Consider the following 25,175-nt stretch of genomic DNA (forward strand, 5'->3'; position numbering starts at 1 on the left):
TCACACCTTCAGCGGCGACGTCGCGGGATGGCGCAGGCGCATGAAGCCATATAGCGGCAGGCCCGCTGCCATGAGACCCAGCGCGAGCAGGAACGGTTCGCGCCCGCTGCCGATGAAGGCAAAGACCACGTAGCACGCACCGGCCAATCCGAAGACCACGGCCTGCCGGCCGGCATTCGGTGCGTCGCCCCTGCGCCACAGCACCAGCAGCGCCAGCGAGCAGCACAGGTAGAGCGGAAGGTTGGCGGCAGTCACCACGCGGGTGATGAAGGTGAAGGCTGCCACCAGCGATTTGCTGTAACTCATCCACACCATCGCCGATGCCAGTACGCCGGTGACCAACAACGCGACGGCAGGCGCACCGCGTCGATTGTCGCGACCCAGTACGGCCGGCAGTACGCCGTTGTTGGCCATGGTGCGGGTGAGTTCGCCCATCAGCAGGGTCCAGCCATTGAGGCAGCCGAGCCCGCTCACCACCACGAACAGGGCCAGCCAGCGGCCGACGCCGGCGCCCATGTAGCGTTCCATCAGCAAGGCGAAGGGAGCATTCGCGTTGGCAAGTTCCCCTTGCGGGATGAGCAGCATGGGCACGCTGGAGACGATGACGTAGACGACTGCGGCGAGCAGCGTTCCCGTCATGGTTGCGCGTGGAATCGTGCGTCCGGGATTGACCACGCGAGAGGCGGGGATGCTGGCCGATTCGATGCCGAGCATCGCGAAAAGCGCGATGGTGGATGCTGCCGTCACGTTGCCCAGCGTCAGCGGCGTGACCGGCGGATGTGCGGTGTAGGAGGCCGGCGTCGTGAACAACACCCAGGCCCCTAGCAGTGCAATGCCTGCCATCGGAACCAGCTTGAGCGCGCTGGTCACCACCTGCACGCCGCCGCCCATGCGCACGCCCAGCAGATTGACGGCCACGAACGACCACAACAGCACCAGCGCGAACAGCGTCGGCTGGATGCGGCCCAGTTCCGGCATCACCACCGTGAGGTAGCCGACGACACCGGTCGCCAGGGCGGCATTGGTGAGCCATACCGATACCCAGTAGGCCCACAGCGCCATGTAGGCCGGCAGTTCGCCCAGCGTGCTGCGCACATAGCCGTAAGGTCCATCGGCGTCGGGCAGGGCGTGCGAGAGGTGGGCGAACACACGGGCCAGCGCCAGACACCCGGCGAGCGTCACCAGCCAGCCGATCATGGCGTTGAAACCATAAGGCGCCAGCGAGGCTGGCAGGATGAAGATCCCCAGGCCGATGACGTTGCCTACGACCAGCGCGGTACAGGTCCAGAAACCGATCTTGTTGCCTTGGCTCATGCGCGGCTTGATCCGTTCAGTCGTGGGATGTCGTTGGGCGGGCCTGGTCGGCCGCGTAGGCATGGCGCAGCACGTTGTGGAAATGCCAGACGCCGCTCTCGCGCCGTGGGCAAAGGCGGCCCGGTTCGTAGTGGCCCGAGGCGAGTCCCTTCTGGACGGCCACGCAGATGGTGATGTCCTCGTGCTGCACTTCGTCGCTGAAGGACTGGTCCGCCTCGATGCGGGCCTGCGCCGCGTCGTCCTGCGCGTAGTAGTAGTCGAACTCCACGCGGCAGCGGCCCGGCCCCAGCGGGAGGATGCGGTTGGTCTGCATACGGCCCGGCATGATGTTGAGCATCACGTTGGGATAGACGAAGTAATAGAAGGCCTGGCCGTCCCCGTAGATGTCCGAGCTGTTGCGCAAGGGCGAAGACTGCAGGGAATACCAGGGAAACAGCTCCGTGTCGTACGCACGATAGTCCAGCACCTTGGACAGCCCCGGGTGCACGTGGGGCAGGTGATAGCCTTCCAGGAAGTTGTCGATGTAGACCTTCCAGTTGCAGTCGATGTCGTAACTGTCGCGGCGCAGGTAGCGCATGGCGGACAGGTCGATGGGCGCGATGCGTTCCACGATGCCGCCGTACACCTCTTCGAACGGAGGCGTCTCTTCGTCCAGCGCGACGAAAACCAGGCCCTGCCACTCATGCACTCGCAACGGTGGCAGCCGGATATCTTCCACGCGGAAGTCCGCGGCGTCCTGCATTTCCGGCGCGCTGCGCAGCTGGCCTTCCAGCGTGTAGGTCCAGCCGTGGTATTTGCAGTGCAGGGAACGGATGCCCTTGCCGTTGCACAGGGCCAGCGGACCTGCGCGATGCCGGCAGACGTTGGGAAAAGCGCGAAGTACGCCGTCGTGCCCGCGTACCAGCAGCACCGGCACGTCACCGATGTGTTCGACCACGTGGTCGCCCGGCTCGGCCAACTGTCCCTGGTGCGCGACCAGCTGCCAGCTGCGCGCGAACACCGCGCGCAACTCCATGGCAAGTATGTCGTCCCCGAAGTAGTAGCGCGGCGACAAGGCCCGCGCGTGTTCGAGTGCCAGGACGGTGGTATCAGCCTGCATGCGTGACTCCGGTTCCGGGATGGTCCGGCACGATGAGGCGTGATGGCGAGGCCTGCCCGGCTTCCGTCTCACACCGGCGTCATGCCCGTGACGCAGTATGGCCTTGCCGACGGAGTCGAGCGCAAGGGGGGCGATTTTTCCCAGTCCGAGATACCCGACGCGATCAGCGAGAAGACTGATGCGACCGTGAGCCGGTGGAGCGAGTCCTCTGGCTCACGAGTGCGGTCGCGGACTATTCAATGTGCAGGCAGATCGTGTGGTGCCGCATAGGATGCGGACTGTTGGGGCAGAGGCAGTTTGATCGGTTCCTTGTCACCGACGATCGCCCAGACCAGCAAGCGGGCAGGTTGCGTGGTGCTTGCGTTGCGGGTCACCAGATGATGCACGCGTGGTGCTTCGTACCAGGTGTCACCTTGCCTGTAGGTTCGGGGCGACTCACCTTCCAGTTGCGATACCACGCTGCCTTCCAGCACGTAGGCGAAGATGGAGCCAGGATGCAGGTGAGGCGCTGCACTTTGACCGGGTGCGAGGGTGACGGTAGCGATCATGACGTTCTTGCCAGGAGCCTCGCTCATCGCCTGTTTCATCAACGGCTGCACCTTTTCCTCGCCCGTGTCGTGAGCGAAGGCGGCATGGGCAAAGCCCAGGCCCGAAGCGCCAGCCAGCAAGATCGCGGCAAGACGTGAAGTGGTCGGAGTCCTCATGGCGGTGATCTCACGCGGGCAGCTTGCGGAAAGCGATCGCGAACCGGTTCCAGCCGTTGATCGCGACGATCAGCAGGGTGAGATCGGTCAGGTCCTCCTGGGAAAAGTGCGGCTGCACGGACTCCCACACGCTGTCCGGCACATGGTTGTCGGCGATCAGGGTGAGCGACTCGGTCCACTCCAGCGCGGCGCGCTCGCGATCCGTGAAGAACGGTGTTTCGCGCCACACGCTGAGCGTGGCGAGGCGACGCTCGTTCTCGCCACCCTTGCGCGCATCGGATGCATGCGTGTCCACGCAGTAGGCACAGCCATTGATCTGGGAAGCGCGCAGTCGCACCAGTTCGACCAGGGACTTTTCCAGGCCGCTTTTGCCGATGCGCTGCTCCAGGCCGACCATGGCCTTGATGGCTTCGGGGCTGGATTTGTAGAAGTCGAGACGCTGGCTCATGAGGTGATCTCCGGAGGGGTGTTGGGAAAGTGGGATCAGGTTAGACTTCCTATTGGCCTGCTTGAATGTCCATTTTCGCGAGATTTGAGGTAGCCATTGATGGACATCCAGCTGACCCTCGCCGGACGTCGTGACCTTTCTGGTCAGGTCTACCAGCAATTGAGGATGGCCATCGTGGAGGGGCGTCTGGCCCCCGGATCGCGCCTGCCATCCACGCGCGATCTGGCGCAGCAACTTGGCGTATCGCGCAAGACCACGCTCGAGGTTTACGAGCGCCTGGTGGCGGAAGGCTTCCTGGAAGGCCGCACCGGGGATGGCACGTTCGTGGCGGAAGGGCTGGCCAGTGCGCCACCACGAAAGCGTGCCCGGGGACAGGCGGAACCACGCCCGGCCCGGATCTGGAAGCGTGTGCCCGAGGTGCTGTCCATGCCGAAGCCGGGCGAACGGCCGCCGTACGACTATCTGGGTGGCGTCACCGACAAGGCCTTGTTCCTGCCGGCGCCCTGGCGTCGATGCGTGGCGCATGCATTGCGCACGCAGTTGCGGGGCAGGGGCATCTATCGCGATCCGGCCGGCGAGCAGGAACTTCGCCTGGGCATCGCCCGCTACGTTGGCTTCAGCCGTGGCGTCGCGTGCAACTGGCAGGAGGTGATCGCCACGCAGGGTGCGCAGCAGGCGATTGACCTGGCAGCGCGGGTGATGGTCAATCCCGGCGACACGGTGGCGGTCGAGGAGCCTGGCTATCCGCCGGTGCGCGCGAGCTTGTTGGCGCTGGGCGCGCGTGTCGTGCCGGTTCGCGTGGATGCGGAAGGGTTGCGGGTAGACCTGCTGCCGGAGCAGGCCCGCCTGGTCTATGTGACGCCGTCGCATCAGTTCCCGCTGGGTATGCCGATGAGCCTGGAGCGGCGATTGGCCTTGCTCGAGTGGGCACGACGGCGGGGCGCGCTGATCGTCGAGGACGATTATGACGGCGAGTTCCGCTTCGAGGGTCGGCCGGTCGAGTCGCTCAAGAGCCTGGACCGCGAAGGCGTGGTGGCCTACGTGGGCACGTTTTCCAAGACGCTCTTTCCGGAATTGCGCGTCGGCTACGTGGTACCGCCGGCCTCCCTGGCCGAGGCCTTCCTCAAGGCCAAGCAGATCAACGACTGGCATGGCTGCAGTCTCACCCAGGCTGCGCTGGGGCGTTACCTGCTGGATGGCGAGTTCGGGCGGCACGTCCGGCGCGTGCAGAAGCACTACGCGCTGCGTCGCGAGGCCTTGCTGAAGCATCTGCAGGGCCCACTCGCACCGTGGCTTGAGCCGATTGCCCCGGTGGCGGGAATCCACCTGGCGGCCTTCCTCCGCAGCGGCTTCATGGAGGCCGATGTGATCGAGTGTGCGCGCGGCGCTTCCATCGGCCTGTACGGCATTGCCGGGTTTTATGCGGGCCGGCAGGCGAAACAGGGGCTGTTGTTCGGCTACGGCGATATGCCGGAGAAAGCCATCGACACATCCCTTGCGATGCTGCGCGCGTTGCTTGAGAAGTAGCGCGCCACCGCTGTTTTGCACGCGGGCGGGCGTCTTCCGAATGGCCTAGCCAAAGACCTTCCGGAATTCACGCGGCATCAGCATTTGCTTTCGCATGATCGGGCTGCGCGGATTCGCTGTTGCTGCGTGGCGTTTCCGCCTTGACAAGTGATCCACGGGCCCACGGATGGGTACTCGCAGCCCTCGCTCGTCTCCGGTTCGAAGGAGAGCGCAGCGGGGAGACGACGTGAGCTGACGGCGTGGGGGAAAAGGGAGCGAACGTATGCGCAAGATGACCATCAAGTTTCAGGACGTCGGCACCGAGCTTGCCCAGATCAATGCCCTGCGGGATGACGTCATGGAGCGGGCCTTCATCTCACTGGAGCAGCGTCACGGCACGTTGGCCGCGATGCTGGTGCAGAGCCTGGGCGATCGCCAGCGCGCCGTGCGCTGGATGTGCCGGCACCAGAATGCCTTCGGCGGACGCACAGCCTACGAGCTGATCTCGGACGGCGAGGAGGACACCGTGTGGGACGAGATCGCGCTGGTGGGGGATGCCCCCGTCGCGGCGCGGCTCAATTCGGTGCGGATGGCCTATTGAGTCGTTTTCCGGGACTTTGCTGATCCCGTCCGGGCGACCGTGGCGCGTTGCCCGGTCGCATGGCACGATGCGGAAATGACGCCGGCCACGGCGCGCCACCCTGGCGCTCCGCGTATGCGCATGGATGGCATGGGCTATTGGCCCGACGCACGGAGACAGGGATGTCCGGTCGCTTATGGTTTGCCTGCTTACGCCTGCTGGTTCCGGTGGTGGCGATCGCCATCGGCGGCATCCTTGCCGCTGACTATTTCACCGAACGCTTCGGTATCGAAGAGCCGGCCTACTTCCAGCTGATGGCGTGTGCGGTCGTACTCTGGGTCACGTGCTTCGCCCCCTCCGCGGTTTTCGAGCTGGCAGCGAGCCAGGGAGGGCGCTTGCCCGTGCACAGCCGGCCGTTCCCGCCGACACTGCGCCCTGTCGTCTTCCAGGTCAGGACGGCCTATGTGGCACTCGGCGGCTTGTTGGGCATGGCCATTCTGGCCGCGCCGGTGATCGCGCAGGCGATGGGGCAAACGTTGCGTCCCGTGGATCGCATCACCTGTCTCGTGATGGCCGCGGTCTTACTGCTGGAGGCGGTTCGCGCGTTCCGCATCTCCGTGACGGTGAAGCGCGACCGTATCGCGGTGACCGGGCGGGAACGGCGCGAGGTGATGTTCCGTGAGATCTGCAATGTCGAGATCACCCGAAGCGGCCCCCGAGCGCCCAATACCGGCGTGGTTACCCTCCGTGACGGCAGGCGCGTTGAAATCAACGGACGCCTCAAGAACTTCGATCTCGCGATGGGGATGATTTACGGCGCGGTGTTTCCGGAAGAGACGCCTTAAGCCTTGCGGGCAACGGTTTCCGGCCGGTACAGCGATCCGGCCGGACGAGTCTTCAGGGCGACGGCCGCGCCGCCGTCTCCATGGCCCACACGCTGTTGGTGTCACCACGGCGAGCGCGTCGCGCGGCTGCTCGTGCGAAGCTGACGAAGACCAGGCCAAGCGCGATGCCGGCAAGGTCCACGCCAAGCACGCTCCAGCCCAGCGGCGCCCATGCCCTGGCGATGTCGCCAACGTTGAACGCGAGGTCCACCAGCGGCACAACGATGGTGAGTGCCGCGGTAGCCCATAGCAGCTCCACCGTGGCGCGCGCGATCGGGCGCACGCAGGCGTACCCGCAGGCGACGAGGAACAGGCCGTAGCAGGCGATACGCTGCGGCAATCCGGCTTCCACGCCCAGCCGCACCGCGATCCACGTTGCCGCGAAGGCGCCGGAAATCGCCAGGCAGCTGCCGATGCATACGCCGATGGTGGCGCGTGCCATCACCTGCGTGCGTCGTGGCTGATCGAGGTGCCGGCGCTTGCGGCGCGACTCGATCCACAGCAGGTTGCCCGAATAGAACAGGAAGGCGCCGGCCAGCCCCAGGATGAAATACAGCCACTGCACGGTGCGCCCGCCGAAGCTGCCGAAGTGCAGGCCGAACAGCGCGGCATAGCTGATGCCGTTGAGGCTGTAGCGCTTGCCCACGTGCGTCTCCAGCACGCTGCCGTCGTGCGCCGCCATGGCCACGGTGCCGAAGGTGCCGAGTGTGTGCTGCGAAAGGCCGCGTACCTCGGCTACTGCGTTGCGGTCGCCGTATTGAGCGAAGTGCAGGTAGTCAGGTTCGAAGCTGGTGACGCCGCTGGTCAGTGCCTGGGCGCGGGCGCGTTCCATCAACACATTGGCGGAAAGCATGCTGGCCGGCGTGCCGCTGGCGACCACCGCGGGCGTGGTCTGGGTGGCCTTGGCGAAGGCATCGAACAGCTTGCCGTCGAAGGCGACGGTATTGAGCGCGGCAAGCGTGATGGTGAACAGGCAGAACAGCGCGCCGGTCACCGCGAAGATCACGTGGAACGGTAGGCTCAGCACGCCGATCGCGTTGTGCGCGTCCTGCCAGAGGCGCTTGAGGTTGCGGCCCACGCGCATGGCGAAGAAATCGCTGACCAGCTGTGGCAGGTGAATGAGAATGCCCGACACCAGCGCGAGCCCGTACAGCACGCTGACGATGCCCATCAGGTACAGGCCGACCACCGGAAGGCCGAGCGAGTCGTGCAGGGCGTAGACGAAATCGGCCAGCTCGTTCCCGGCCGCTTCCGTGGTCGGCGCGTCCATCTGGCTGGCGGTGGCGAAGCGGGTCTCGCCTTTCTCCACCCAGTACGCGTAGGCCGCATGCGAGCTGTCGGTGGGCAGCACGATGCCGAAATCCTCGCGCGCGGCAGGGTGCTTTTCGAGCAGTTTGTCGACCAGCACATCCACCGGCACGCCCGCATCGGTGGCGCTGCGCCAGGGCGGGTTCTGCCAGGCGGCGATATCGTCGCGGAAGACCGTCAGCGCACCGGCGTAGAACGCGATGAACAGTGCGAATCCGGCGAGCAGTCCCGTCCAGGTATGGACGGTCTGGTAAGTGCGGAGGGTGGAGGATTTCATCGGGCTTCCCTGCTTCACGATCCCACGTGGCGCCCGGCCCACAAGGCCAGGAATGCCAGTGTATTGGCGGCGCCGAGCACCAGCCATGCGCGCGGTCCGCTACGGAACATGTAGGCACCCGCCATCACGCCGGTCCACAACGGGAAGAGCAGGATCAGCGCGGGAATGAGAAACGCGGCGCCACGGTCCGGCAGCAGCTGCAGCGCGAGTGCCAGCAGCGCGGCGGCCAGCGGAAAGCCGAGCAGGGTGCCGGCAAGGCAGCGTGCCATCATGGTTTGCCGGCCGATGCGTTGGCGACGCGCCACCAGGCGAGATACGGCAGCGACACCCAGGCCAGCATCAGCGTGGTGAGCGCGCCGGCGACGCCGGCACCCAGGCCAGCGGCGAACAACCAGACGGTCGTGCCGGCCAGCACCAGCAGCCAGCCCGCCATGCGGGCCGACAAGGGCAGGCTTGCGCTGCGCAGGCGCTGTCGGGCGCTTGCGAGGTAAATCAGCACCGCGCCTGCCAGGGTCAGCAGCAGCGCACACGGGACGGTCACGGAGAGTCTTCCTTGCCGGGCTCGGGGGATCCGAATTGATGAGAACAATTCTTATTTCCAGAATCGTGCCTGTCAACCCGGCTGCGGCAAGCCGGCCGCTCTCACGCGTCAGAACTGGTACTGCAGGCGACCCACCAGGGCGGAAGGATGCTTCCCGTCGTAGGTGCCGCCGGGCTTGTCGAGCTCCAGGGCGTGGACGAGGTTGGCGGACAGGCGCACGGACTTGTCCAGGTACCAGTTGACGCCCAGGGTGAGGTTGGTCTCCGTGCCGCCCATGACGTCCCGATCATTGAGGTCGGTCCGGCTCAGACGCACGGCCACTTCCAGCGCGCCGCCGCCGCGGCCGTTCCAGGACACACGCGGCACCACCTGGCCGAAGGTCGCGTTGCTTTCGCGGTACTCGCGGCTTTCGCCCGTGAGCATCCAGCTGGCGTAGGCATACCAGCCGCGGAAATCCAGCGACGGCAAGCCACTGTCGCGCTGCAGGTGCGCGGTCATGAATTCCGCCTGCCACGAGAACGGTCCGTTGACGTGGGCGGCTTCCAGTCCATAGCGGCGTACGCCGTCGGAGTGGGAAATGCTCTGGGTGTCGAGGAAATAGGCACCTGAAGACAGCGCGACTTCGGGAGCGGAGTTGAAGCGCTGGTTGTTGTCGGCACCGAGTCGGCGCGTGGAGTAGTCGACCGCGAGGTGATAGGGCCCATGGTCGGTCGGCAGCATGTAGGCAAGCCGACCGGTCAGCGCGAGGCCGCGCTGCTGGCGACCTTCGTCCTTGGTGCCTGCGGTGAAGAAGCCGTAGCTCCAGATCCACGGGCCGCGGACATCGCTGGACGTCACGCCCACGCTGCGGCTGGGGGCGAGTGCGCTGCTGGTGGCGCGCTCGAGGAAGGTGGTGTTGCGGAAGCTGCCGTATTGCTCCAGTCCGAACGGCTCCTGCTGGTTGCCGATGGTGACGACGCCAAAGTGCTGCGTCTGCTTGCGTACGTAGATGTCCTTGAATTCCAGGTGCCAGTTGACCAGTTCGCTGTCTGCGTAGAACAGCCAGTCGTGCCACAGCATGTGTTGGAAATTGAGGTCCGCGCGGCGCACGCTGAACTGGGTGTCGCCCAGGCCTTTGTCGGAATAAGCGGCCGCATCGACCATCAGGTAGCCGTGGATCTGGTAATGCACCAGCGGCGTGTCGATACCGCCCTCCAGCGGACGCATGAGCGACAGGCGGCGCAGGGCATCGAGGCCGGGTTTGTCGGTCGGCTCCGCGGCGGCCGTGGTGGGCGTGGCTGGCGTCGATTCGTCGGTGGATGCGGCCGGCCTGGCCGGCTGGCTGACGCAGCCGGACGCGGCGGCACAGGCCGCCATGACCGCGATCAGCAAGGGCGTGCGCCTCGATGTTGTGCGTTCGACCTCGCCCATCTTCGCGATCATCCTCGATCGTTGCGCGCAAGCGGCCATGCCGTCCGGCCATGGGCGCCGCGATGTGCGAGGCGCCATCCGCCCCATAGTGCTAGTGGGCCGGTCGTGAAGCTTCCGTCACAGGCGGTCGGGGGACGCGCTACGGGCGCGGCGATCAGGCACGCACCCTACGGAAGCGCATGGCCGGGCACGCGGGTTAATATGGTGGTTTGCACTGTCTTGCCAGGAGCGCTCGCGTGATCATCAACCCCAAGGTGCGTGGTTTTATCTGTGTGACGGCCCATCCGGTCGGTTGCGAGCGCAACGTGCTCGAGCAGATCGAGATCACCAAGGCGCAGGGCGACCTGGGTGAAGGTCCCAAGCGCGTGCTGGTGATCGGCGCTTCCACCGGCTACGGCCTGGCGTCGCGCATCACCGCCGCCTTCGGTTATGGCGCGGCCACGCTGGGCGTGTTCTTCGAGAAGCCCAGCAGCGATACCAAGACCGGCACGGCCGGCTGGTACAACTCCGCCGCGTTCGACAAGTTCGCCAAGCAGGCGGGCCTCTATAGCCGTTCGATCAATGGCGACGCGTTCGCCAATGAAACGCGTGAGCGCGCCATCGAAATCATCAAGAACGAGATGGGCGGCAAGATCGACCTGGTCGTCTATTCGCTGGCCTCGCCGGTGCGCAAGCTGCCAGACACCGGCGAAGTGGTGCGTTCCTCGCTCAAGACCATTGGCGAGACCTTCACCGCCAACTCGATCGACACCAACAAGGACACCGTGGTGCAGGCCTCGGTTGAGCCGGCGACCGAGCAGGAGATCAAGGACACCGTCACCGTCATGGGTGGCGAGGACTGGAAGCTCTGGATCGACGCGCTGAGCAAGGCCGGCGTGCTGGCCGACCACGCCAAGACCATCGCCTACAGCTACATCGGCACGGAAATCACCTGGCCGATGTACTGGCACGGCACGCTGGGCCAGGCCAAGCAGCACCTGGACAACGCGGCCAGGCAGCTGGTGGCCGAGCACAAGGCCGAACATCTGGACGCCTACGTGGGCGTGATGAAGTCGGTGGTGACGCAGGCGAGCGCGGCGATCCCCGTGCTGCCGCTCTACATCGCCATCTCCTTCCGCGTGATGAAGGAAAAGGGCATCCACGAAGGCACCATCGAGCAGATCAACCGCCTGTACCGCGATCGCCTGTATCGCAAGGACCACCAGCCGATCGAGCTCGACGCCGAAGGCCTCGTGCGCCTGGACGACTGGGAGCTGCGCGAGGACGTGCAGACCGAGTGCAAGGCACTGTGGTCCACCATCACCACGGAAAACCTCAACAAGCTCACCGACTACGCAGGTTACAAGCACGACTTCCTGCGCCTGTTCGGCTTCGGCCGTGAGGACGTGAACTACGAAGCGGACGTGGACTCCGACCGTCGCTTCGACGTGGTCGAACTCTGATCGATCGCATGGCACTCCGCGGCGATGCCGCGGAGTGCACGCCGCAGGGGCGGACACGGCCGCCCCTCGTTGGCTAAGCTGGCGCGATGAGCACCGCCATCGTCTGGTTCCGCCGTGACCTCCGTCTTGCTGATCATCCCGCGCTGAGCGCTGCCTGCGCGGCGCACGAGCGCGTGTTGCCGGTCTATATCGATGCGCCGCATGAAGAAGGCGACTGGGCGCCCGGCGGCGCGAGCCGCTGGTGGTTGCATCACTCGCTGAGTGCTCTGCAGTCGCAGCTGGGCGAGCAGGGCGCATCGCTACATGTGCGGCATGGCGACAGCCTGGCGGTGTTGCGCGAGCTCATCGAGGCGACCGGCGCATCGGCCGTCTACTGGAACCGTGTCTACGAACCCGCCGGGATCGCACGCGACAGCGCCGTCAAGGCCGCGTTGCGCGAACAAGGCGTGGACGCCCATAGCTTCAACGGCTCGCTCTGGTTCGAACCATGGCAGCTGGAAACCAAGCAGCAGACGCCGTACCGGGTATTCACGCCGTTCTGGCGCAACCTTCGACCGCAGCTTTCCGTGACTTCGCCGCTGCCCGTGCCGGCGATACGGGGCATCGAGGCTGAAGGCCGGCTCGCCATCGAGTCACTCGAGTTGCGCCCGACCATCCGCTGGGGCGCCGGCCTTCATGACACCTGGCGGCCTGGCGAGCATGGCGCGTGGGAATGGCTGGAGGTCTTTGCGGACGACGCCGTGGCCGATTACGCGATTGCCCGGGATTTGCCGGCCCGACACGGCACGTCGTATCTCTCGCCGCATCTTCACTTCGGCGAGATATCGCCGCGCCAGATCCATCACGCGTTGGCGGCGCGTGTTGCTGCAGTCGATGCGCGGCGGCGCCCCGATATCGAACCGTTCCTGCGCGAACTGGGCTGGCGCGAGTTCTCGCATCACCTGCTCTATCACTTTCCCACCACGCCGACCGCCAATTTCGACGCGCGTTTCGACCGCTTTCCGTGGGCGGCCGATAGCCAGGCATGGCTGGAACGCTGGCAGCGCGGCCGCACGGGTATCCCGCTGGTCGATGCGGGTATGCGCGAGCTGTGGCACACGGGGTGGATGCATAACCGCGTGCGCATGGTGGTGGCGAGTTTTCTCTGCAAGAACCTCAGGCAGCACTGGCACCACGGCGCGCGCTGGTTCTGGGACACGTTGGTCGATGCCGACCTCGCCAACAACTCGCTGGGCTGGCAATGGGTGGCCGGCAGCGGTGCGGATGCCGCGCCTTATTTCCGTGTGTTCAATCCGGTATCGCAGGCGCAGAAGTTCGACAAGCAAGGCGAGTACCTGCGGCGCTGGCTGCCCGAGCTTGCCGATGCACCGCTACCGTTGCTGCATGAGCCCTGGAAGGATCCTGTGCTGCTGAAGCGTTCGGGTTATCCCGCGCCCATGGTTGATCTGGGCGAAAGCCGCGCGGCGGCGCTCGGTGCGTATCAGGCCATGCGCGGCGCATAACCCCCGCTTGTTGTAGGAGCGCACCCAGTGCGCGATCGCAGCGCCGCGTATCACCTCATTCGACGGTTTGCGCAGTCCGATCGCGCACTGGGTGCGCTCCTACAAACAAGGCGGAGTGGGCGGAACCTCAACGCAACTCCGGTGCCTGCACCTTCCCGCCAGACGCACCGGCACGCCGCAGCATCCACGCCAGCACGGGCGGCGTCACCATCGCCGTGAGCAGCGACATCGCCACGATGACGGCATAGATCTGTGCCGTGAACACCCCGGCGGACAGGCCGAGGCTGGCGATCACCACACCCACCTCGCCACGCGGCACCATGCCGAAGCCAACCATCGTGGCGCTACGCGGACCCAGCGAAAGTGCGCCGAGGAATCCGCCGATCAGCTTGGACGCAATGGCGATAAGCGTGACCACCAGCAACATGAGGCAGGCTTCCTTGCTGGCCAGCTGCGTCAGGTCGATCTTGCTGCCGGTCACCACGAAGAAGAACGGCGTGAGCAGGGCCAGCAGCGGCTGCGTCTGTTTCTCGAGCGCGTGCTGCTGCCGCGTCTCGGAGGCAATCATGCCGGCGAGGAACGCGCCGATGATGGCGGCGAGTCCGAACAGGGTGGATACGTAGGCCAGTCCGAGGCACAGCGCGAGCACGATGGCCAGGGCCGAGTGCGGGCTGCGTGGCGTATCCAGCCAGCTGGAGTTCCAGCGCATCATGCGCGCACCGCCCACGCCGATCACCGCAATGAAGCCGACGGCGCCGGCCAGCACGGCCAGCAAGTGGAACAGGTCGACGCCTCCACCGCCCTGGATCGATACCACGACACCCAGCAGCAACATGGCGAGGATGTCGTCGATCACGGCGGCCCCGAGGATGACCTTGCTCTCGGTGCGCTGCAGTGCACCCAGCTCCTGCAGTACGCGCGCTGTGATGCCTGCCGACGTGGCGACGAAGGCCGCCGCGATGAACAGCGAACGGCTCCAGTCGAAGCCATTGCCATGGGCCCACACGCCACCCATGCCGAACGGCAGCAGCACGCCGAGCACGCCGACGAGGAAGGCCACCTTGCCGACCTTCTTCAGATCTTCGAGGCGGGTCTCCAGGCCAACGGAAAACAGCAGGAGCACCACGCCGATTTCCGCCAGCACGTCCAGCGGCGTGCCCGAGGCGATCTGCTCGGGTGTGATCCAGCCAAGCACCGACGGACCGACCACGCAGCCTGCGGCGATTTCGCCGACCACGCCCGGCAGCTTCAGGCGTTGCGCGATCTCCCCGCCGATCTGCGCGGCGACGAAGACAATGAAAAGCGTGAGCAGGATGTCACTGGCGTGATGCATGCGGCGCTGGCTCGCAATGGAACAATGTCCTGCATGCTACCCGTTCACGCCAGGCAGCGCGCCTCAATCGGATGAGCGTGAAGGGCGCTTGCCGGCGTCGGGCTGCAGGCGGCTGAACACCCAGCTGGCCGTCGCCGTCACCACGCCAAGCAACAGCACGGTCCAGCGGAACGCGGGGATGTAGTCCTCGTGCGCGTGTCCCTGCAGCAAGGCCTCCATCAGCAGGGAGGCCAGCGCAATGCCGAAACTCATCGACAGGTACTGGGCCGTGGATGCCATGGAAGAGGCCTGCGACGCGTACTTCACGTCGAGGTCGTTGTAGATCAACGTGTTCATGGCGGTGTACTGCATGCCCATGAAGCCGCCGTAGATGAACACCATCAGGGCGATCAGCCACATCGGCGAACCCTTGCCGAGCAGCGCGAACGACGCGAGCAGCGCCGCGACAATCAATGTATTGGTGAACAGCAGTCGCCGATAACCGAACAGGTTGAGCAGGCGGTTGATGCCCCATTTGGCGGTAATCGAGCCGAGAGCCTGCGGTACCATCATCAGGCCGGCCATCAAGGGCGACCAGCCGCAGCCAACCTGCAGGAACAACACCAGCAACAGGAACATGCCCGACACGCCAAGGCGCGTGAACAGGTTGCCCGCCAGTGACACCCACACGCTGCGCACGCGCAGCAGGCTGAGGTCGGCCACCGGGTGATCGGTACGGCGGCTGTGCCACACGTAGATGCAACCGAACACGATGGCCAGCACACCGTATGCGCCGATGCGCGGCCACTGCACACCGCCACCGCTCGCCACTTCGGACGCGGTCAGCAGCATCGCCGAGGCCGCGGCGAACAACAGGAAACCCAGGATGTCGAAGCGGTGCGGATCGTCGAGCCGGTAGTCGGGCATGTCGCGGCGGTTCATCCACATGCCGACGATGCCGACCGGTACGTTGATGAGAAAGATCAGTCGCCACGACGTGTACTGCGCCAACGCACCACCGAGCAGCGGGCCGAGCACGGAGCCAAGCAGGCCTACCGTTGCCACGGTGCTCATCGATCTCACGAAATCGCGCTTCTCGATGCTGCGCACGAGCACGTAGCGACCCACCGGCATCAACGCAGCGCCACCAAGGCCCTGCAACACGCGCGCCGCGACGAGCTGGGGCAGGGTCTGCGCGATGCCGCACAGCAGGGAGCCCACGGTGAAGGTGCCGATGGCGGCGGCAAAGATCGGTCGCGTGCCGAAGCGGTCGCACAACCACGGGCTGGCGGGGATGAAGATCGCGAGTGTCAGCACGTAGCTGGTCAACGCCGTGCGCATGCCCAGCGGGGTGACGTTGAGCGCCTCCGCCATGGCTGGCACCGCCGTGTTGACGATGGTGGAATCCAGCGCCTGCATGAAGAACGCCGCGGCGACCAGCCAGATCAGGCCGCGATAGCGCTCATGCGACGACTCCGGAGGGTCGGCGGGTAGCGACGCCTCTTCGCCAGGGGGCGGAACGGGGAGGTTGGCCTCCGTGGCGGGGATGTGCTCGGGCATGTCCCTCAGAGCCTGTTCAGTGTCTCCACGTGGCTCGCGCAGGGAGCTGTTTGCGCGCCAGCCAAGGAAGAACGATGGAGTGTATGTCGATACACGACGGAGTGATGACGCGGGATGGCGGGCAAACAGACCCTGCCCAAAGGGTTGATTACCGATGGCTGCCAGCGAGCGGCCCGCGGCTTGACCTGACGGCCAGTCAGGCGCGGCGCCACGGTCCGCTCGCTGGCAGCCATCGGTAGTCAACGCGAGCTACGTGGAGACATTGAACAGGCTCTATGATACCTGCTATGACAGCTTGCTTTCGTCGGCTGTCGCGTCCAAAGTCAGTGCCGTTTCATCTTAGGGTTTGCATGTGCGCGCGACGTCAAACACGTCGACGTGAATGCTGCGGGCCCTGGCAGGTTTCGACCATGACAGGTAGAGCAACGCCCACACGCGCCGGGACGGTTTCGTCCCGGCGCGTCGCTTTTTCAAGGTCATCAGCAGGTGGATGCCATGGGCATCCGCGGACAGGAGTCATCATGAGCATCAAGCCACCCATCGTCATTTCCCGCCTGGATCTGGAGCGTATCGACGCACTCCTCGAACGCATGCCGCACTCGCAGCTGGCGCAGTACGACGCGCTGCGCGCAGAGCTGGATCGCGCCGAGGTGGTGGAGCCCGCGCAGGTGCCGGCCGATGTGGTGACGATGAACTCCGTCGTCACCTTCGAGGACGAGAACAGCAGCGACGAGCTGACCGTGAGCCTGGTGTATCCCTCGGGCGCCGGTGTGCCGGGCGCAGTGTCGATCTTCGCGCCCGTCGGCAGTGCGCTGCTTGGGCTGGCGGTCGGCCAATACATCGAATGGCCCATGCCGGACGGACGTTCGCGTCGCTTGCGCGTGCTCGAGATCGAATACCAGCCGGAGTCTGCCGGCGACCTGCATCGCTGAGCGATGCGAGCCCCGGGCCGGTATGTCTGCCCGGGGCCATTCACATCAGTCGAAATGGTGCGAATAGCCGATACGGAAGCCGTCCGGCAGCACGCTCAACGTCCAGGGCGATTCGCGATGCATGGCCCAAAGGCCCATGCCGGTACCGATGGCGGCACCTACCAGCACGTCGCTTTGCCAATGGCCGAGGGTCTTCACGCGCGCGACGGCCGCATAGGCGGGTAGCAGCGTGAGCAGGTAGGTGGAGGGATGCTCGCTGCCGTAGGTGGCAATGAAGGGCGTCACGGCCGCCGAGATGGCGCCCACCTCGTTGCTGGGGAAGCTGTGTGCTCCCCAACCCTGGAAGAACTTGTTGGGATCGTTGGTCTGCGAGGGGCGCTCGCGCTGGAAGATCCACTTCATGGTCTGCGTGGTGATGGCGGTGGTCACCATGGCATCGGCCGATCGCCAGAAGGTGTCGCCGAGGCGGTCCTGGTCGCCCAGCCAGAGTGCGCCACCACCGACGGTGAGCACGGTGCCGTAGAACAGGATGTTCTGGTTGCTGCGCTTCCAGATGCCGCTGTTGTCGTAGTGGACGGTGTGGTCGATGCCGAAAGGACCACCTCCGGCCTGGGCCGCGCCACTCGCGACCGCCATGGCCAGAATGGCCAGTTTGAAGATACGCACTTGCTGATTTTCCCCTGTCCGCGGGCCAGACGCCGCGGTCGCAAGAAATTGTAGGGGAGGCAGCTTTCCCGCGCCTTATGGCGAGGTCAGGGCAGGCCGACGGCGTCAGTCGGCCTCATGGTCGTCTTGTGGCCGTGCCAAGCAAAGCAGTGCGTCTGGTCAGTCGAACTTGTGCGAATAGCCGATCTGAAAGCCCCCGGGCAGCAGCGAGATGATCCAGGGCGACTCGCGATGGGTGGCCCAGAAGCCGACACCGACACCGATCCCGGCGCCGACCAGCACGTCGCTTTGCCAGTGACCATGGGTCTTCACGCGCGCTACGGCATCGTAGGCGGGCAGCAAGGCCAGGAGGTAGACCGAAGGATGATCGTTGCCGTACGTGATCATGAAAGGCGTGACCGCCGCAGTGATGCTCGCCACTTCGCCGCTGGGGAAGCTCTGCGCGTGCCAACCCTGGAACCACTGGTTGGGAGAGTCCGTCTGCGAAGGACGTTCGCGCTGGAACGTCCACTTCAGCACCTGGGTACTGGCGGCCGTGACGACCATGGAGTCGACCGAGCGCCAGAAGGTATCGCCGAGTTTGTCCTGATCGCCCAGCCAGATTGCGCCGCCGGCGATGGTGAGGATGCTGCCGTAGACCAGGATCTCCTGGTTGCTGCGCTTCCAGATGCCGCTGTCGTCGTAGGCCACCGTGTGGTCCAGCCCGAGGAGACCGCTGCCGGCCCAGGCAGGGCTCGTGGCGAGCGCAATCACGTATATCACCCATCGAAAGCTGCGCATGGTCTGCCTCCCAGCCGGAGTGCCAGCGTCAACAACGCGTTCCGGACGCTACTCCGCCGGACTGACATTCGGCTTAGCAAACGCGAAAAAGGCGCCCGTGCCGGTAAACTTCGGCTCATGAGGACACCTGAATGAGCAAGAGCCCCGCCCATGAATGGCGCGAGCGTGCGGCGGAGCTGCGCGAAAAGATCGAGCGTGCCAATTATCAGTATCACGTGCTCGACGATCCCGAGATCACCGACGCCGAATACGACCAGGCCATGCGCGAGCTGGAGGCGCTGGAGCAGGCGCATGCCGAGCTGGCCACGCCCGATTCGCCCACGCGCCGCGTTGGCGCCAGGGCACAGGGAGGCTTTGCCGAGGTTCGCCACGCGATCCCGATGCTTTCGCTCAGCAACGCGTTCGAGCAGGAGGGCAACACCGAGCGCGAGCGTTTCCGCGATGTCGCCGAGTTCGAGCGGCGCATCGAGCACGCGCTGGATCGGCGCACCCCGGTGTTCTCGGTGGAACCCAAGCTCGATGGCCTCGCCATCAGCCTGCGTTACGAAGACGGCGTGTTCGTACAGGGCGCCACGCGCGGCGATGGCGAAACCGGCGAGGATGTGACGGCCAACCTGCGCACCGTGCGTGCCATCCCGCTGCGCCTGCGCGGCAAGGACTGGCCGCGCGTGCTGGAAGTGCGCGGCGAAGTAATCATGCTGCGCAAGGATTTCGAGGCGTTCAACGAATACGCCCGCACCCACGGCGAAAAGCCGCTGGCGAACCCGCGCAACGGCGCGGCGGGCTCGCTGCGGCAGCTCGATCCCGCCATCACGGCCAGGCGCAAGCTCAGCTTTTTCGCCTACGCGGTCGGCGACGTGCAGGACGGCGAACTGCCGCCGACGCATTCCAGGACGCTGGCGAAGCTGCGCGACTGGGGTTTTCCGGTGTCGCCGGAAGTGGATACCGCGAAAGGCTTCGACGGTTTGCTGGCGTATTTCCATCGCATCGGTGAGAAACGCGACCGGTTGCCGTATGACATCGACGGCGTGGTCTACAAGCTGGACGATTACGAAGGCCAGCGCGCGATGGGCTTCGTTTCGCGCGCACCGCGTTGGGCCATCGCCCACAAATTCCCTGCACAGGAACAGACCACCACCGTCGAGGCGATCGAGATCCAGATCGGCCGCACCGGCGCCGCTACGCCGGTGGCGCGCCTGAAGCCGGTGCAGGTGGCGGGCGTCACGGTCACCAATGCCACGCTGCACAACGCCGACCAGGTTGCACGGTTGGACGTGCGCGTGGGCGATACCGTGATCGTGCGGCGCGCCGGCGACGTGATTCCCGAAGTGGTGCGCGTGATACCCGAGTCACGGCCGCCGCATACCCACGTGTGGCACATGCCTTCGCATTGCCCGGTGTGCGGCTCGGCGCTGCTGCGCGAAGAGGGCGAGGCGGCGTGGCGTTGCTCGGGCGGTCTCGTATGCGCTGCGCAACGCAAGGAGGCGCTGATCCATTTCGCGGCGCGCCGTGCCATGGACATTGAAGGCATTGGCGAGCGCTTCGTCGATGCGCTGGTGGATTTCGGTTACGTGCACACGCCGGCCGATCTCTACAAGCTCACGCTCGAGGACTTCCTCGAGATGAAGCGTCGTGCGGATGAGCGCGAAGGCACCACGCCCGAAACGGTGAAGCAGGGCAAGGTGGCAACGAAATGGGCGGAGAACCTTATCGAGGCGATCGAAGCCAGCAAGCACACGACCCTGCCGCGTTTCCTGTTCGGGCTCGGCATCATGCATATCGGCGAGAGCACGGCCAAGACGCTGGCGGCGTGGCTGGGCAGCCTCGCCATGATCCGCCGCATGCCTGCCGCCTTGTTGCGCGTGCTGCCCGACGTGGGCCATGAAGTGGCGGCGTCCATCGCCGGCTTCTTCGCGCAGAAGGGCAACCAGAAGGTGGTCGACGAGTTGCTGGCCGCCGGCATCGTGTTTGCCGACGAGACGCATCCCTCGCCCAAGATGCGCCAGCGCCTGAACCTGGCTGTATTGCTCGACAACGCGGGCATCAACAAGCTGGGTCCCAAGAGCACGCATTTGCTGGCGGAACGCTTCCCCACGCTGGAGAAGTTGATGGCCGCCGGATCGGCGCACTGGGTCACTGCAGGCCTGCCATCGGCGGCCTCCACCAACCTCGCGGCCTTCCTGGCTCACGAAAAGCAGGCGCAGCCGTTGCGCGAAGCAGATGCCGCGATGCACGAGCTGCTGGCGGCGATCCCTGCCGCGACCAAGGCCTCGTCGGCGCCGCTGGAAGGGCAGACGGCGGTGCTGACCGGCACGCTTACCTCGCTCAGTCGCGACGAAGCGAAGGAGCGGCTGGAGGCGCTGGGTGCGAAGGTGGCCGGCTCCGTGTCCAAGAAGACCAGTTTCGTGGTGGCCGGTGAAGCGGCAGGCTCCAAGCTCGACAAGGCGCAGGAGCTGGGTGTCGAGGTGTGGGACGAGGCGCAGCTGCTGGCCCTGTTGGCCAGGTACGAGGGCGGGGCATGACACTGCATCTGGCCGGCCGTTTGCATCTGCGGGCGCGACTGTATGCGCTTATCCGCGCGTTTTTCGCCGAGCGCGATGTGCTCGAAGTGGAGACGCCGATCCTTTCCGCGGCGGGCAACACCGACCCGAACATCGAAAGCTTCAGCACCGCATTTCATGGTCACGTCGATGCCGGCTCGCGCGAGCGGTGGATGCGTACGTCGCCCGAATATCCGCTCAAGCGCCTGCTGGCCAGTGGCGTGGGCGATTGCTATGAGTTGGGTCGCGTGTTCCGCAATGGCGAGGCGGGCGGGCGCCACAATCCCGAGTTCAGCATGCTCGAGTGGTACCGCATCGGCTGGGATCACCACCGCCTGATGGAAGAATCCATCGCGCTGGTGGAGGCGGCCCTGGCGCTGGTGGGACGTCGCGTCGAAGTGTGCGTGGAGGGCTATCGCCAGCTTTTCATCGACGAACTGGGCATCGATCCGATCCACGCATCCATTGAAACGCTGCGCGAGCCGCTCGCCGAATACGGCATCGACCCGGCCGGGCTTACCCGCGACGACTGGCTGGACCTGCTCATCACGCACCGGTTGCAGCCGGCATTTCCGAACAATCGCATCACCGTGATCCATGACTACCCGGCGTCGCAGTGCGCGCTGGCCAAGGTGCGGCCCGGCGATCCACCGCTGGCGGAGCGTTTCGAGCTGTACCTGGGGCGTTACGAACTGGCCAACGGCTATCACGAACTCAATGACGCCACGGAGCAGCGCCTGCGCTTCGATCGCGACAACGCGGTGCGGCGCGAACGCGGGCAGCGGGAGATTCCCGTGGATGAGCGGTTGCTCGGCGTACTCGACGCGATGCCCGATTGTGCCGGCGTGGCGATGGGCATCGAGCGCCTGCTGATGTGCCTGGTGGGCACCGACGCCATCGCCGATGTGCTGACCTTTCCCTTCCCGGAGGCCTGACACGGTGTCCTTGTTGCCGGCCATCCATCATGTGGCGTTGATCTGTTCGGACTACGCGCGTTCCAAGGCGTTCTACAGCGAGACGCTGGGCTTTCGCATCATTCGCGAGGTGTACCGGAAGGAACGCGACTCGTGGAAGCTTGATCTGGAAGTGAGCCCGGGCGTGAGCCTGGAGCTGTTTTCCTTTCCTTCGCCACCGTCGCGTCCGTCGCGGCCCGAAGCGCAGGGTTTGCGGCACCTGGCGTTCGCCGTGCCGGATATCGATGCGGTGATCGCCACGCTGCAGGAGCGTGGCGTCACATGCGAACCCGTGCGCATCGATGAATACACGGGGCGACGTTTCACCTTCTTCGCCGATCCGGACGATTTGCCGATCGAATTGTACGAACAGTAAGCATCAGCCGTGTCGGCGCCGTAAACGTGTTTAGACTCTTACCGTCATCCCGGCTTTCGCCGGAATGACGGCAGAGAAGGGTGACGATCTGGAAGAAGCGATCATCCGCGTGGCGATCAGTCCCTCGCATCCAGCAGATGTTTGTAGATCAACCCGCCCACGACGCCGCCGATCAACGGAACCAGCCAGAACATCCACAGCTGTCCCATGGCCCAGCTTCCCTGGAACACGGCAACCGCCGTGCTGCGTGCCGGATTGACCGAGGTGTTGGTGATCGGAATGGAGATCAGGTGGATCAGGGTAAGCGCGAGGCCGATCGCCAGTGGCGCAAAGCCGGTCGGTGCCAGCTTGTGCGTGCTGCCGTTGATCACGATCAGGAAGAAAGCGGTCAGCACGAACTCGGCGATCATGCAGGCGTGCAGCGAATACTTCCCTGGCGAGTGCTCGCCGTAACCGTTGGAAGCGAAACCGCCCGCAACAGGATCAAACACGGGCCGGCCGCTGGCGATCAGGTAAATGGTGCCACCGGCAATGATGCCGCCCACCACCTGGGCGATCCAGTAGGGAACCACGTCCTTGGCCGGGAAACGGCCGCTTGCCCACATGCCGGCGGTCACGGCTGGGTTGAAATGGGCACCGGATATATGGCCCACCGCATAGGCCATGGTGACCACGGTAAGACCGAAGGCGAGCGCGACACCGGCGAAACCGATGCCCAGCTCGGGAAAGGTCGCAGCGAAAACCGCGCTGCCGCAACCGCCAAAGACCAGCCAGAACGTACCGAAGAACTCAGCTCCCAAACGCTTGCCCATACTCATGGGGACTCTCCTTGCAGGTTTCAGGGGAAAGCTCTCGCGCATCCGTGCGTCACTTCCACAAAGCTCCTGATCCGGTGCTGCCTCCTGGGGCGGGCCCGGGAAGCGGGCATAGGCTAGCAAAACCCTAGATCGCGATTGGATGAAGACCGACAGGGTTTCTCGCCTTCACCTTTGTGTATGCTGCCGCGTCGCTTACACCAAGAGTGCGAGATCGCTGATGGCGCAAGTCGCTTCGTCCACTTCACCGATGGCGCCGGCCAGCCGCGCGCTGTCCGGCCGGGATATCCAGACCCTGCTGCTCGCCTCGCTGGGCGGTGCAATGGAGTTCTACGATTTCGTGGTCTTCGTGTTCTTCGCGCTGCCGCTGAGCCACCTGTTCTTCCCGCCGAATACCGCGCCCTGGCTGGCCCAGCTGCAGGTCTACGGCATCTTCGCGGCGGGCTACCTCGCGCGGCCCCTGGGCGGCATCGTGATGGCTCACTTCGGCGACCGGCAGGGTCGCAAGCGCATGTTCACGCTCAGCGTGTTCCTGATGGCGCTGCCCACGCTGGCGATCGGCCTGCTGCCGGTCTATGCCCAGGTGGGCGTGCTGGCGCCCCTGCTGTTGCTGGTGATGCGCGTGGTGCAGGGCGTGGCCATCGGCGGCGAGGTGCCCGGCGCCTGGGTGTTCGTGGCCGAACATGCGCCCCCGGGCCGGGTCGGTTTCGCCTGCGCCTGCCTGACCTCCGGTCTCACGGCCGGCATTCTGATCGGCTCGCTGACGGCGGCATGGATCAACCATCATCTCGCGCCGGAGCAGGTGCTGGGCTGGGGCTGGCGCCTGCCATTCCTGCTGGGCGGTGTATTTGGCTTCATCGCGGTATGGCTGCGCCGCTGGCTCAGCGAGACGCCGGTGTTTGCGCAGCTGCGCGAACGCAAAGCCTTGAGCAGCGAGCTGCCCCTGCGTACGGTTCTGGCCGGCCATGGCGGCAGCGTGCTGCTGTCGATGGCGGTGACCTGGACGCTCACGGCAGCGATCCTGGTGCTGATCCTGATGCTGCCGAACCTGGCGCAGAAGCCGTTCGGCATCGCACCGGACGTAGCCTTTCTCGGCAACAGCGTGGCGGCCTTCTGCCTGGGGCTGGGTTGCCTGGCCTATGGCTGGCTGACCGATCGCATCGGTGCGGCCCGGGCCCTGCTGGTCGGCTCGCTGGCACTGATCGCCGCCACCTACGCCCTGTTTGCCGACCTGGGCGCGGGCGGCGCGCATTTCCTGCCCTTGTATGCACTTACCGGTTTCATGGTGGGCAGCGTGGGCGTGGTCCCGACGGTGATGGTGATGGCGTTTCCCGCACCCATCCGCTATTCGGGCATTTCGTTTGCGTACAACGTGGCCTATGCCGCGTTTGGCGCGACCACCGCGACGCTGATCGGCTACCTCGGCGAACGCGTCGGACACATGGCGCCGGCGCATTACGTCGCCATGACTGCCGTGGTCAGCATCGTGGCGGCGCTGTGGCTGATGGTGTCCAGGCGCGGGGAAGCGCTGGAGGGATAAAGCGGCGACCGGGCGGAGGCACTGCTCCGCCGGTACGATCGATGCCGCCGGATCAGGTGTTGCTGATGGTCGAGCCGGTGAGCAGTCCACGGGCCAGCATGCCGCACTGCTTGCGATACAGCAGCATCTGCCATTGGCGGCCGCCCAGCTGGCGCCACAGCACGGCTGAGCGCACGGCCGCCAACAGGCTGGCGCGTACTTTTTCCACCACCGCCGGTTGCTGCAGCTGCTGCGGATTGCCGGTCACCATTACGCGCGGCTTGAGCGTGGACAGCGTGGTGGCGTAGAGCTCGGCGAGACGCTTCACCACCTGCGGGGAATCCTGGCCGAAGTGCTCGACCTGGCGCTGCGCCGACACGATGCCTTGTTGCAGCTGATCGAGCAGATCGCTGCGACGTGCCAGGCTGCGCTCCAGGCGCATCACGGTGAACGCCATGCGGGTGATCGCCACGTCGCGGTTGCTTTCGTCCAGCAGGGTGATCAGCTGGCGCAGGCCAAGGCGCACCGCCGAGACGTCGCCGTACACGCCCACCACGGAAGGCGCATCGATGCGAAACACGCTGGCCACGCTGCCGGCCATGGCGACTTCGTCACAGCGGCCGTCGTTGGCGAGCTGCTGGGCGAGCGTGACGGCCTGGAACAGACCGGCCAGGGCGAGCACGCGCTCTTCATTCATGGCAAAGGTT

24 protein-coding genes are annotated in these 25,175 nt (G+C 65.5%); 10 read left to right on the plus strand and 14 right to left on the minus strand.

The window, feature by feature from the left end; all coding sequences use genetic code 11:
• From EPB08_RS09310 to EPB08_RS09325, 4 genes are all read right to left on the minus strand, one after another.
• Positions 1-1,314, minus strand: a complete 1,314-nt coding sequence (locus EPB08_RS09310; protein WP_130618812.1) for an amino acid permease — start codon at positions 1,312-1,314, stop codon at positions 1-3.
• Positions 1,315-1,330: 16 nt separating this feature from the next.
• On the minus strand, positions 1,331-2,413 hold the full coding sequence (locus EPB08_RS09315; protein ID WP_130618813.1) for an aromatic ring-hydroxylating oxygenase subunit alpha: 1,083 nt from the start codon (positions 2,411-2,413) through the stop codon (positions 1,331-1,333).
• Between the two features lie 236 nt (positions 2,414-2,649).
• The gene (locus EPB08_RS09320; RefSeq protein WP_130618814.1) at positions 2,650-3,117 is read right to left on the minus strand and encodes a cupin domain-containing protein; all 468 of its coding nucleotides are present in this window, start codon (positions 3,115-3,117) and stop codon (positions 2,650-2,652) included.
• Between the two features lie 10 nt (positions 3,118-3,127).
• The gene (locus tag EPB08_RS09325; protein WP_130618815.1) at positions 3,128-3,565 is read right to left on the minus strand and encodes a carboxymuconolactone decarboxylase family protein; all 438 of its coding nucleotides are present in this window, start codon (positions 3,563-3,565) and stop codon (positions 3,128-3,130) included.
• 99 nt (positions 3,566-3,664) lie between these two features.
• On the opposite strand from EPB08_RS09325, the gene pdxR reads away from it, so the two are divergent.
• From pdxR to EPB08_RS09340, 3 genes are all read left to right on the plus strand, one after another.
• Positions 3,665-5,092 carry a MocR-like pyridoxine biosynthesis transcription factor PdxR gene (gene pdxR, locus EPB08_RS09330; RefSeq protein ID WP_130618816.1) on the plus strand — a complete coding sequence of 476 codons (1,428 nt, stop codon included), beginning with the start codon at positions 3,665-3,667 and terminating at the stop codon, positions 5,090-5,092.
• Between the two features lie 262 nt (positions 5,093-5,354).
• A complete protein-coding gene (locus EPB08_RS09335) occupies positions 5,355-5,672 on the plus strand; it encodes an antitoxin Xre/MbcA/ParS toxin-binding domain-containing protein (protein WP_229238279.1) in 318 nt (105 codons plus the stop codon).
• A 161-nt stretch (positions 5,673-5,833) separates the two neighbouring features.
• A complete protein-coding gene (locus tag EPB08_RS09340; RefSeq protein ID WP_130618817.1) occupies positions 5,834-6,496 on the plus strand; it encodes a hypothetical protein in 663 nt (220 codons plus the stop codon).
• A 52-nt stretch (positions 6,497-6,548) separates the two neighbouring features.
• Here EPB08_RS09340 and EPB08_RS09345 read toward each other — a convergent pair whose 3' ends face one another.
• The 4 genes from EPB08_RS09345 to EPB08_RS09360 all read right to left on the minus strand — a co-directional run bounded on the left by EPB08_RS09345 (position 6,549) and on the right by EPB08_RS09360 (position 10,083).
• Positions 6,549-8,120, minus strand: a complete 1,572-nt coding sequence (locus tag EPB08_RS09345) for a PepSY-associated TM helix domain-containing protein (RefSeq protein ID WP_130618818.1) — start codon at positions 8,118-8,120, stop codon at positions 6,549-6,551.
• Positions 8,121-8,134: 14 nt separating this feature from the next.
• Positions 8,135-8,389, minus strand: a complete 255-nt coding sequence (locus EPB08_RS09350; RefSeq protein ID WP_130618819.1) for a hypothetical protein — start codon at positions 8,387-8,389, stop codon at positions 8,135-8,137.
• Entirely contained in the window at positions 8,389-8,661 is a 273-nt protein-coding gene (locus EPB08_RS09355) for a hypothetical protein (RefSeq protein ID WP_130618820.1), read from the minus strand. The genes EPB08_RS09350 and EPB08_RS09355 overlap by 1 nt, the downstream gene beginning before the upstream one ends.
• Before the next feature lie 108 nt (positions 8,662-8,769).
• Complete coding sequence (locus EPB08_RS09360; protein WP_130618821.1) at positions 8,770-10,083, minus strand: OprO/OprP family phosphate-selective porin; 1,314 nt, start codon at positions 10,081-10,083, stop codon at positions 8,770-8,772.
• Positions 10,084-10,307: 224 nt separating this feature from the next.
• Between EPB08_RS09360 and fabV the strand changes: the two genes are divergently transcribed.
• Entirely contained in the window at positions 10,308-11,513 is a 1,206-nt protein-coding gene (gene fabV / locus EPB08_RS09365; protein ID WP_130618822.1) for an enoyl-ACP reductase FabV, read from the plus strand.
• 86 nt (positions 11,514-11,599) lie between these two features.
• The gene (locus EPB08_RS09370; RefSeq protein ID WP_130618823.1) at positions 11,600-13,015 is read left to right on the plus strand and encodes a cryptochrome/photolyase family protein; all 1,416 of its coding nucleotides are present in this window, start codon (positions 11,600-11,602) and stop codon (positions 13,013-13,015) included.
• A 127-nt stretch (positions 13,016-13,142) separates the two neighbouring features.
• Here EPB08_RS09370 and EPB08_RS09375 read toward each other — a convergent pair whose 3' ends face one another.
• Positions 13,143-14,348 (minus strand): cation:proton antiporter, encoded by a 1,206-nt coding sequence (locus EPB08_RS09375; RefSeq protein ID WP_130618824.1) that lies wholly within the window; start codon positions 14,346-14,348, stop codon positions 13,143-13,145.
• Positions 14,349-14,411: 63 nt separating this feature from the next.
• Positions 14,412-15,887: an MFS transporter gene (locus EPB08_RS09380; protein WP_130618825.1), complete on the minus strand. Its 1,476-nt coding sequence runs from the start codon at positions 15,885-15,887 to the stop codon at positions 14,412-14,414.
• A gap of 521 nt (positions 15,888-16,408) precedes the next feature.
• Between EPB08_RS09380 and rnk the strand changes: the two genes are divergently transcribed.
• Positions 16,409-16,819: a nucleoside diphosphate kinase regulator gene (rnk, locus tag EPB08_RS09385; protein WP_130618826.1), complete on the plus strand. Its 411-nt coding sequence runs from the start codon at positions 16,409-16,411 to the stop codon at positions 16,817-16,819.
• Between the two features lie 45 nt (positions 16,820-16,864).
• Here rnk and EPB08_RS09390 read toward each other — a convergent pair whose 3' ends face one another.
• Positions 16,865-17,485 (minus strand): phosphatase PAP2 family protein, encoded by a 621-nt coding sequence (locus tag EPB08_RS09390; protein ID WP_229238280.1) that lies wholly within the window; start codon positions 17,483-17,485, stop codon positions 16,865-16,867.
• 159 nt (positions 17,486-17,644) lie between these two features.
• Positions 17,645-18,265, minus strand: a complete 621-nt coding sequence (locus EPB08_RS09395; RefSeq protein ID WP_130618827.1) for a phosphatase PAP2 family protein — start codon at positions 18,263-18,265, stop codon at positions 17,645-17,647.
• Between the two features lie 131 nt (positions 18,266-18,396).
• Here EPB08_RS09395 and ligA point away from each other — a divergent pair, with 131 nt between their 5' ends.
• From ligA to gloA2, 3 genes are read left to right on the plus strand one after another with little or no spacing between them, the layout of a single operon-like run.
• Entirely contained in the window at positions 18,397-20,787 is a 2,391-nt protein-coding gene (ligA, locus tag EPB08_RS09400; RefSeq protein ID WP_130618828.1) for an NAD-dependent DNA ligase LigA, read from the plus strand.
• Complete coding sequence (epmA, locus tag EPB08_RS09405; protein ID WP_130618829.1) at positions 20,784-21,740, plus strand: EF-P lysine aminoacylase EpmA; 957 nt, start codon at positions 20,784-20,786, stop codon at positions 21,738-21,740. The genes ligA and epmA overlap by 4 nt, the downstream gene beginning before the upstream one ends.
• A 4-nt stretch (positions 21,741-21,744) precedes the next feature.
• Positions 21,745-22,134: an SMU1112c/YaeR family gloxylase I-like metalloprotein gene (gene gloA2, locus EPB08_RS09410; protein ID WP_205746322.1), complete on the plus strand. Its 390-nt coding sequence runs from the start codon at positions 21,745-21,747 to the stop codon at positions 22,132-22,134.
• A gap of 116 nt (positions 22,135-22,250) precedes the next feature.
• On the opposite strand, the gene aqpZ is transcribed toward gloA2, so the two are convergent.
• Positions 22,251-22,952 (minus strand): aquaporin Z, encoded by a 702-nt coding sequence (gene aqpZ / locus EPB08_RS09415; protein WP_205746323.1) that lies wholly within the window; start codon positions 22,950-22,952, stop codon positions 22,251-22,253.
• A gap of 217 nt (positions 22,953-23,169) precedes the next feature.
• Between aqpZ and EPB08_RS09420 the strand changes: the two genes are divergently transcribed.
• On the plus strand, positions 23,170-24,489 hold the full coding sequence (locus EPB08_RS09420) for an MFS transporter (protein ID WP_130618830.1): 1,320 nt from the start codon (positions 23,170-23,172) through the stop codon (positions 24,487-24,489).
• 52 nt (positions 24,490-24,541) lie between these two features.
• On the opposite strand, the gene hflD is transcribed toward EPB08_RS09420, so the two are convergent.
• Positions 24,542-25,165 (minus strand): high frequency lysogenization protein HflD, encoded by a 624-nt coding sequence (gene hflD, locus EPB08_RS09425; RefSeq protein ID WP_130618831.1) that lies wholly within the window; start codon positions 25,163-25,165, stop codon positions 24,542-24,544.
• Between the last annotated feature and the right edge of the window lie 10 nt (positions 25,166-25,175).

Source organism: Dyella amyloliquefaciens (assembly GCF_004296575.1).
Classification (GTDB): domain Bacteria; phylum Pseudomonadota; class Gammaproteobacteria; order Xanthomonadales; family Rhodanobacteraceae; genus Dyella; species Dyella amyloliquefaciens.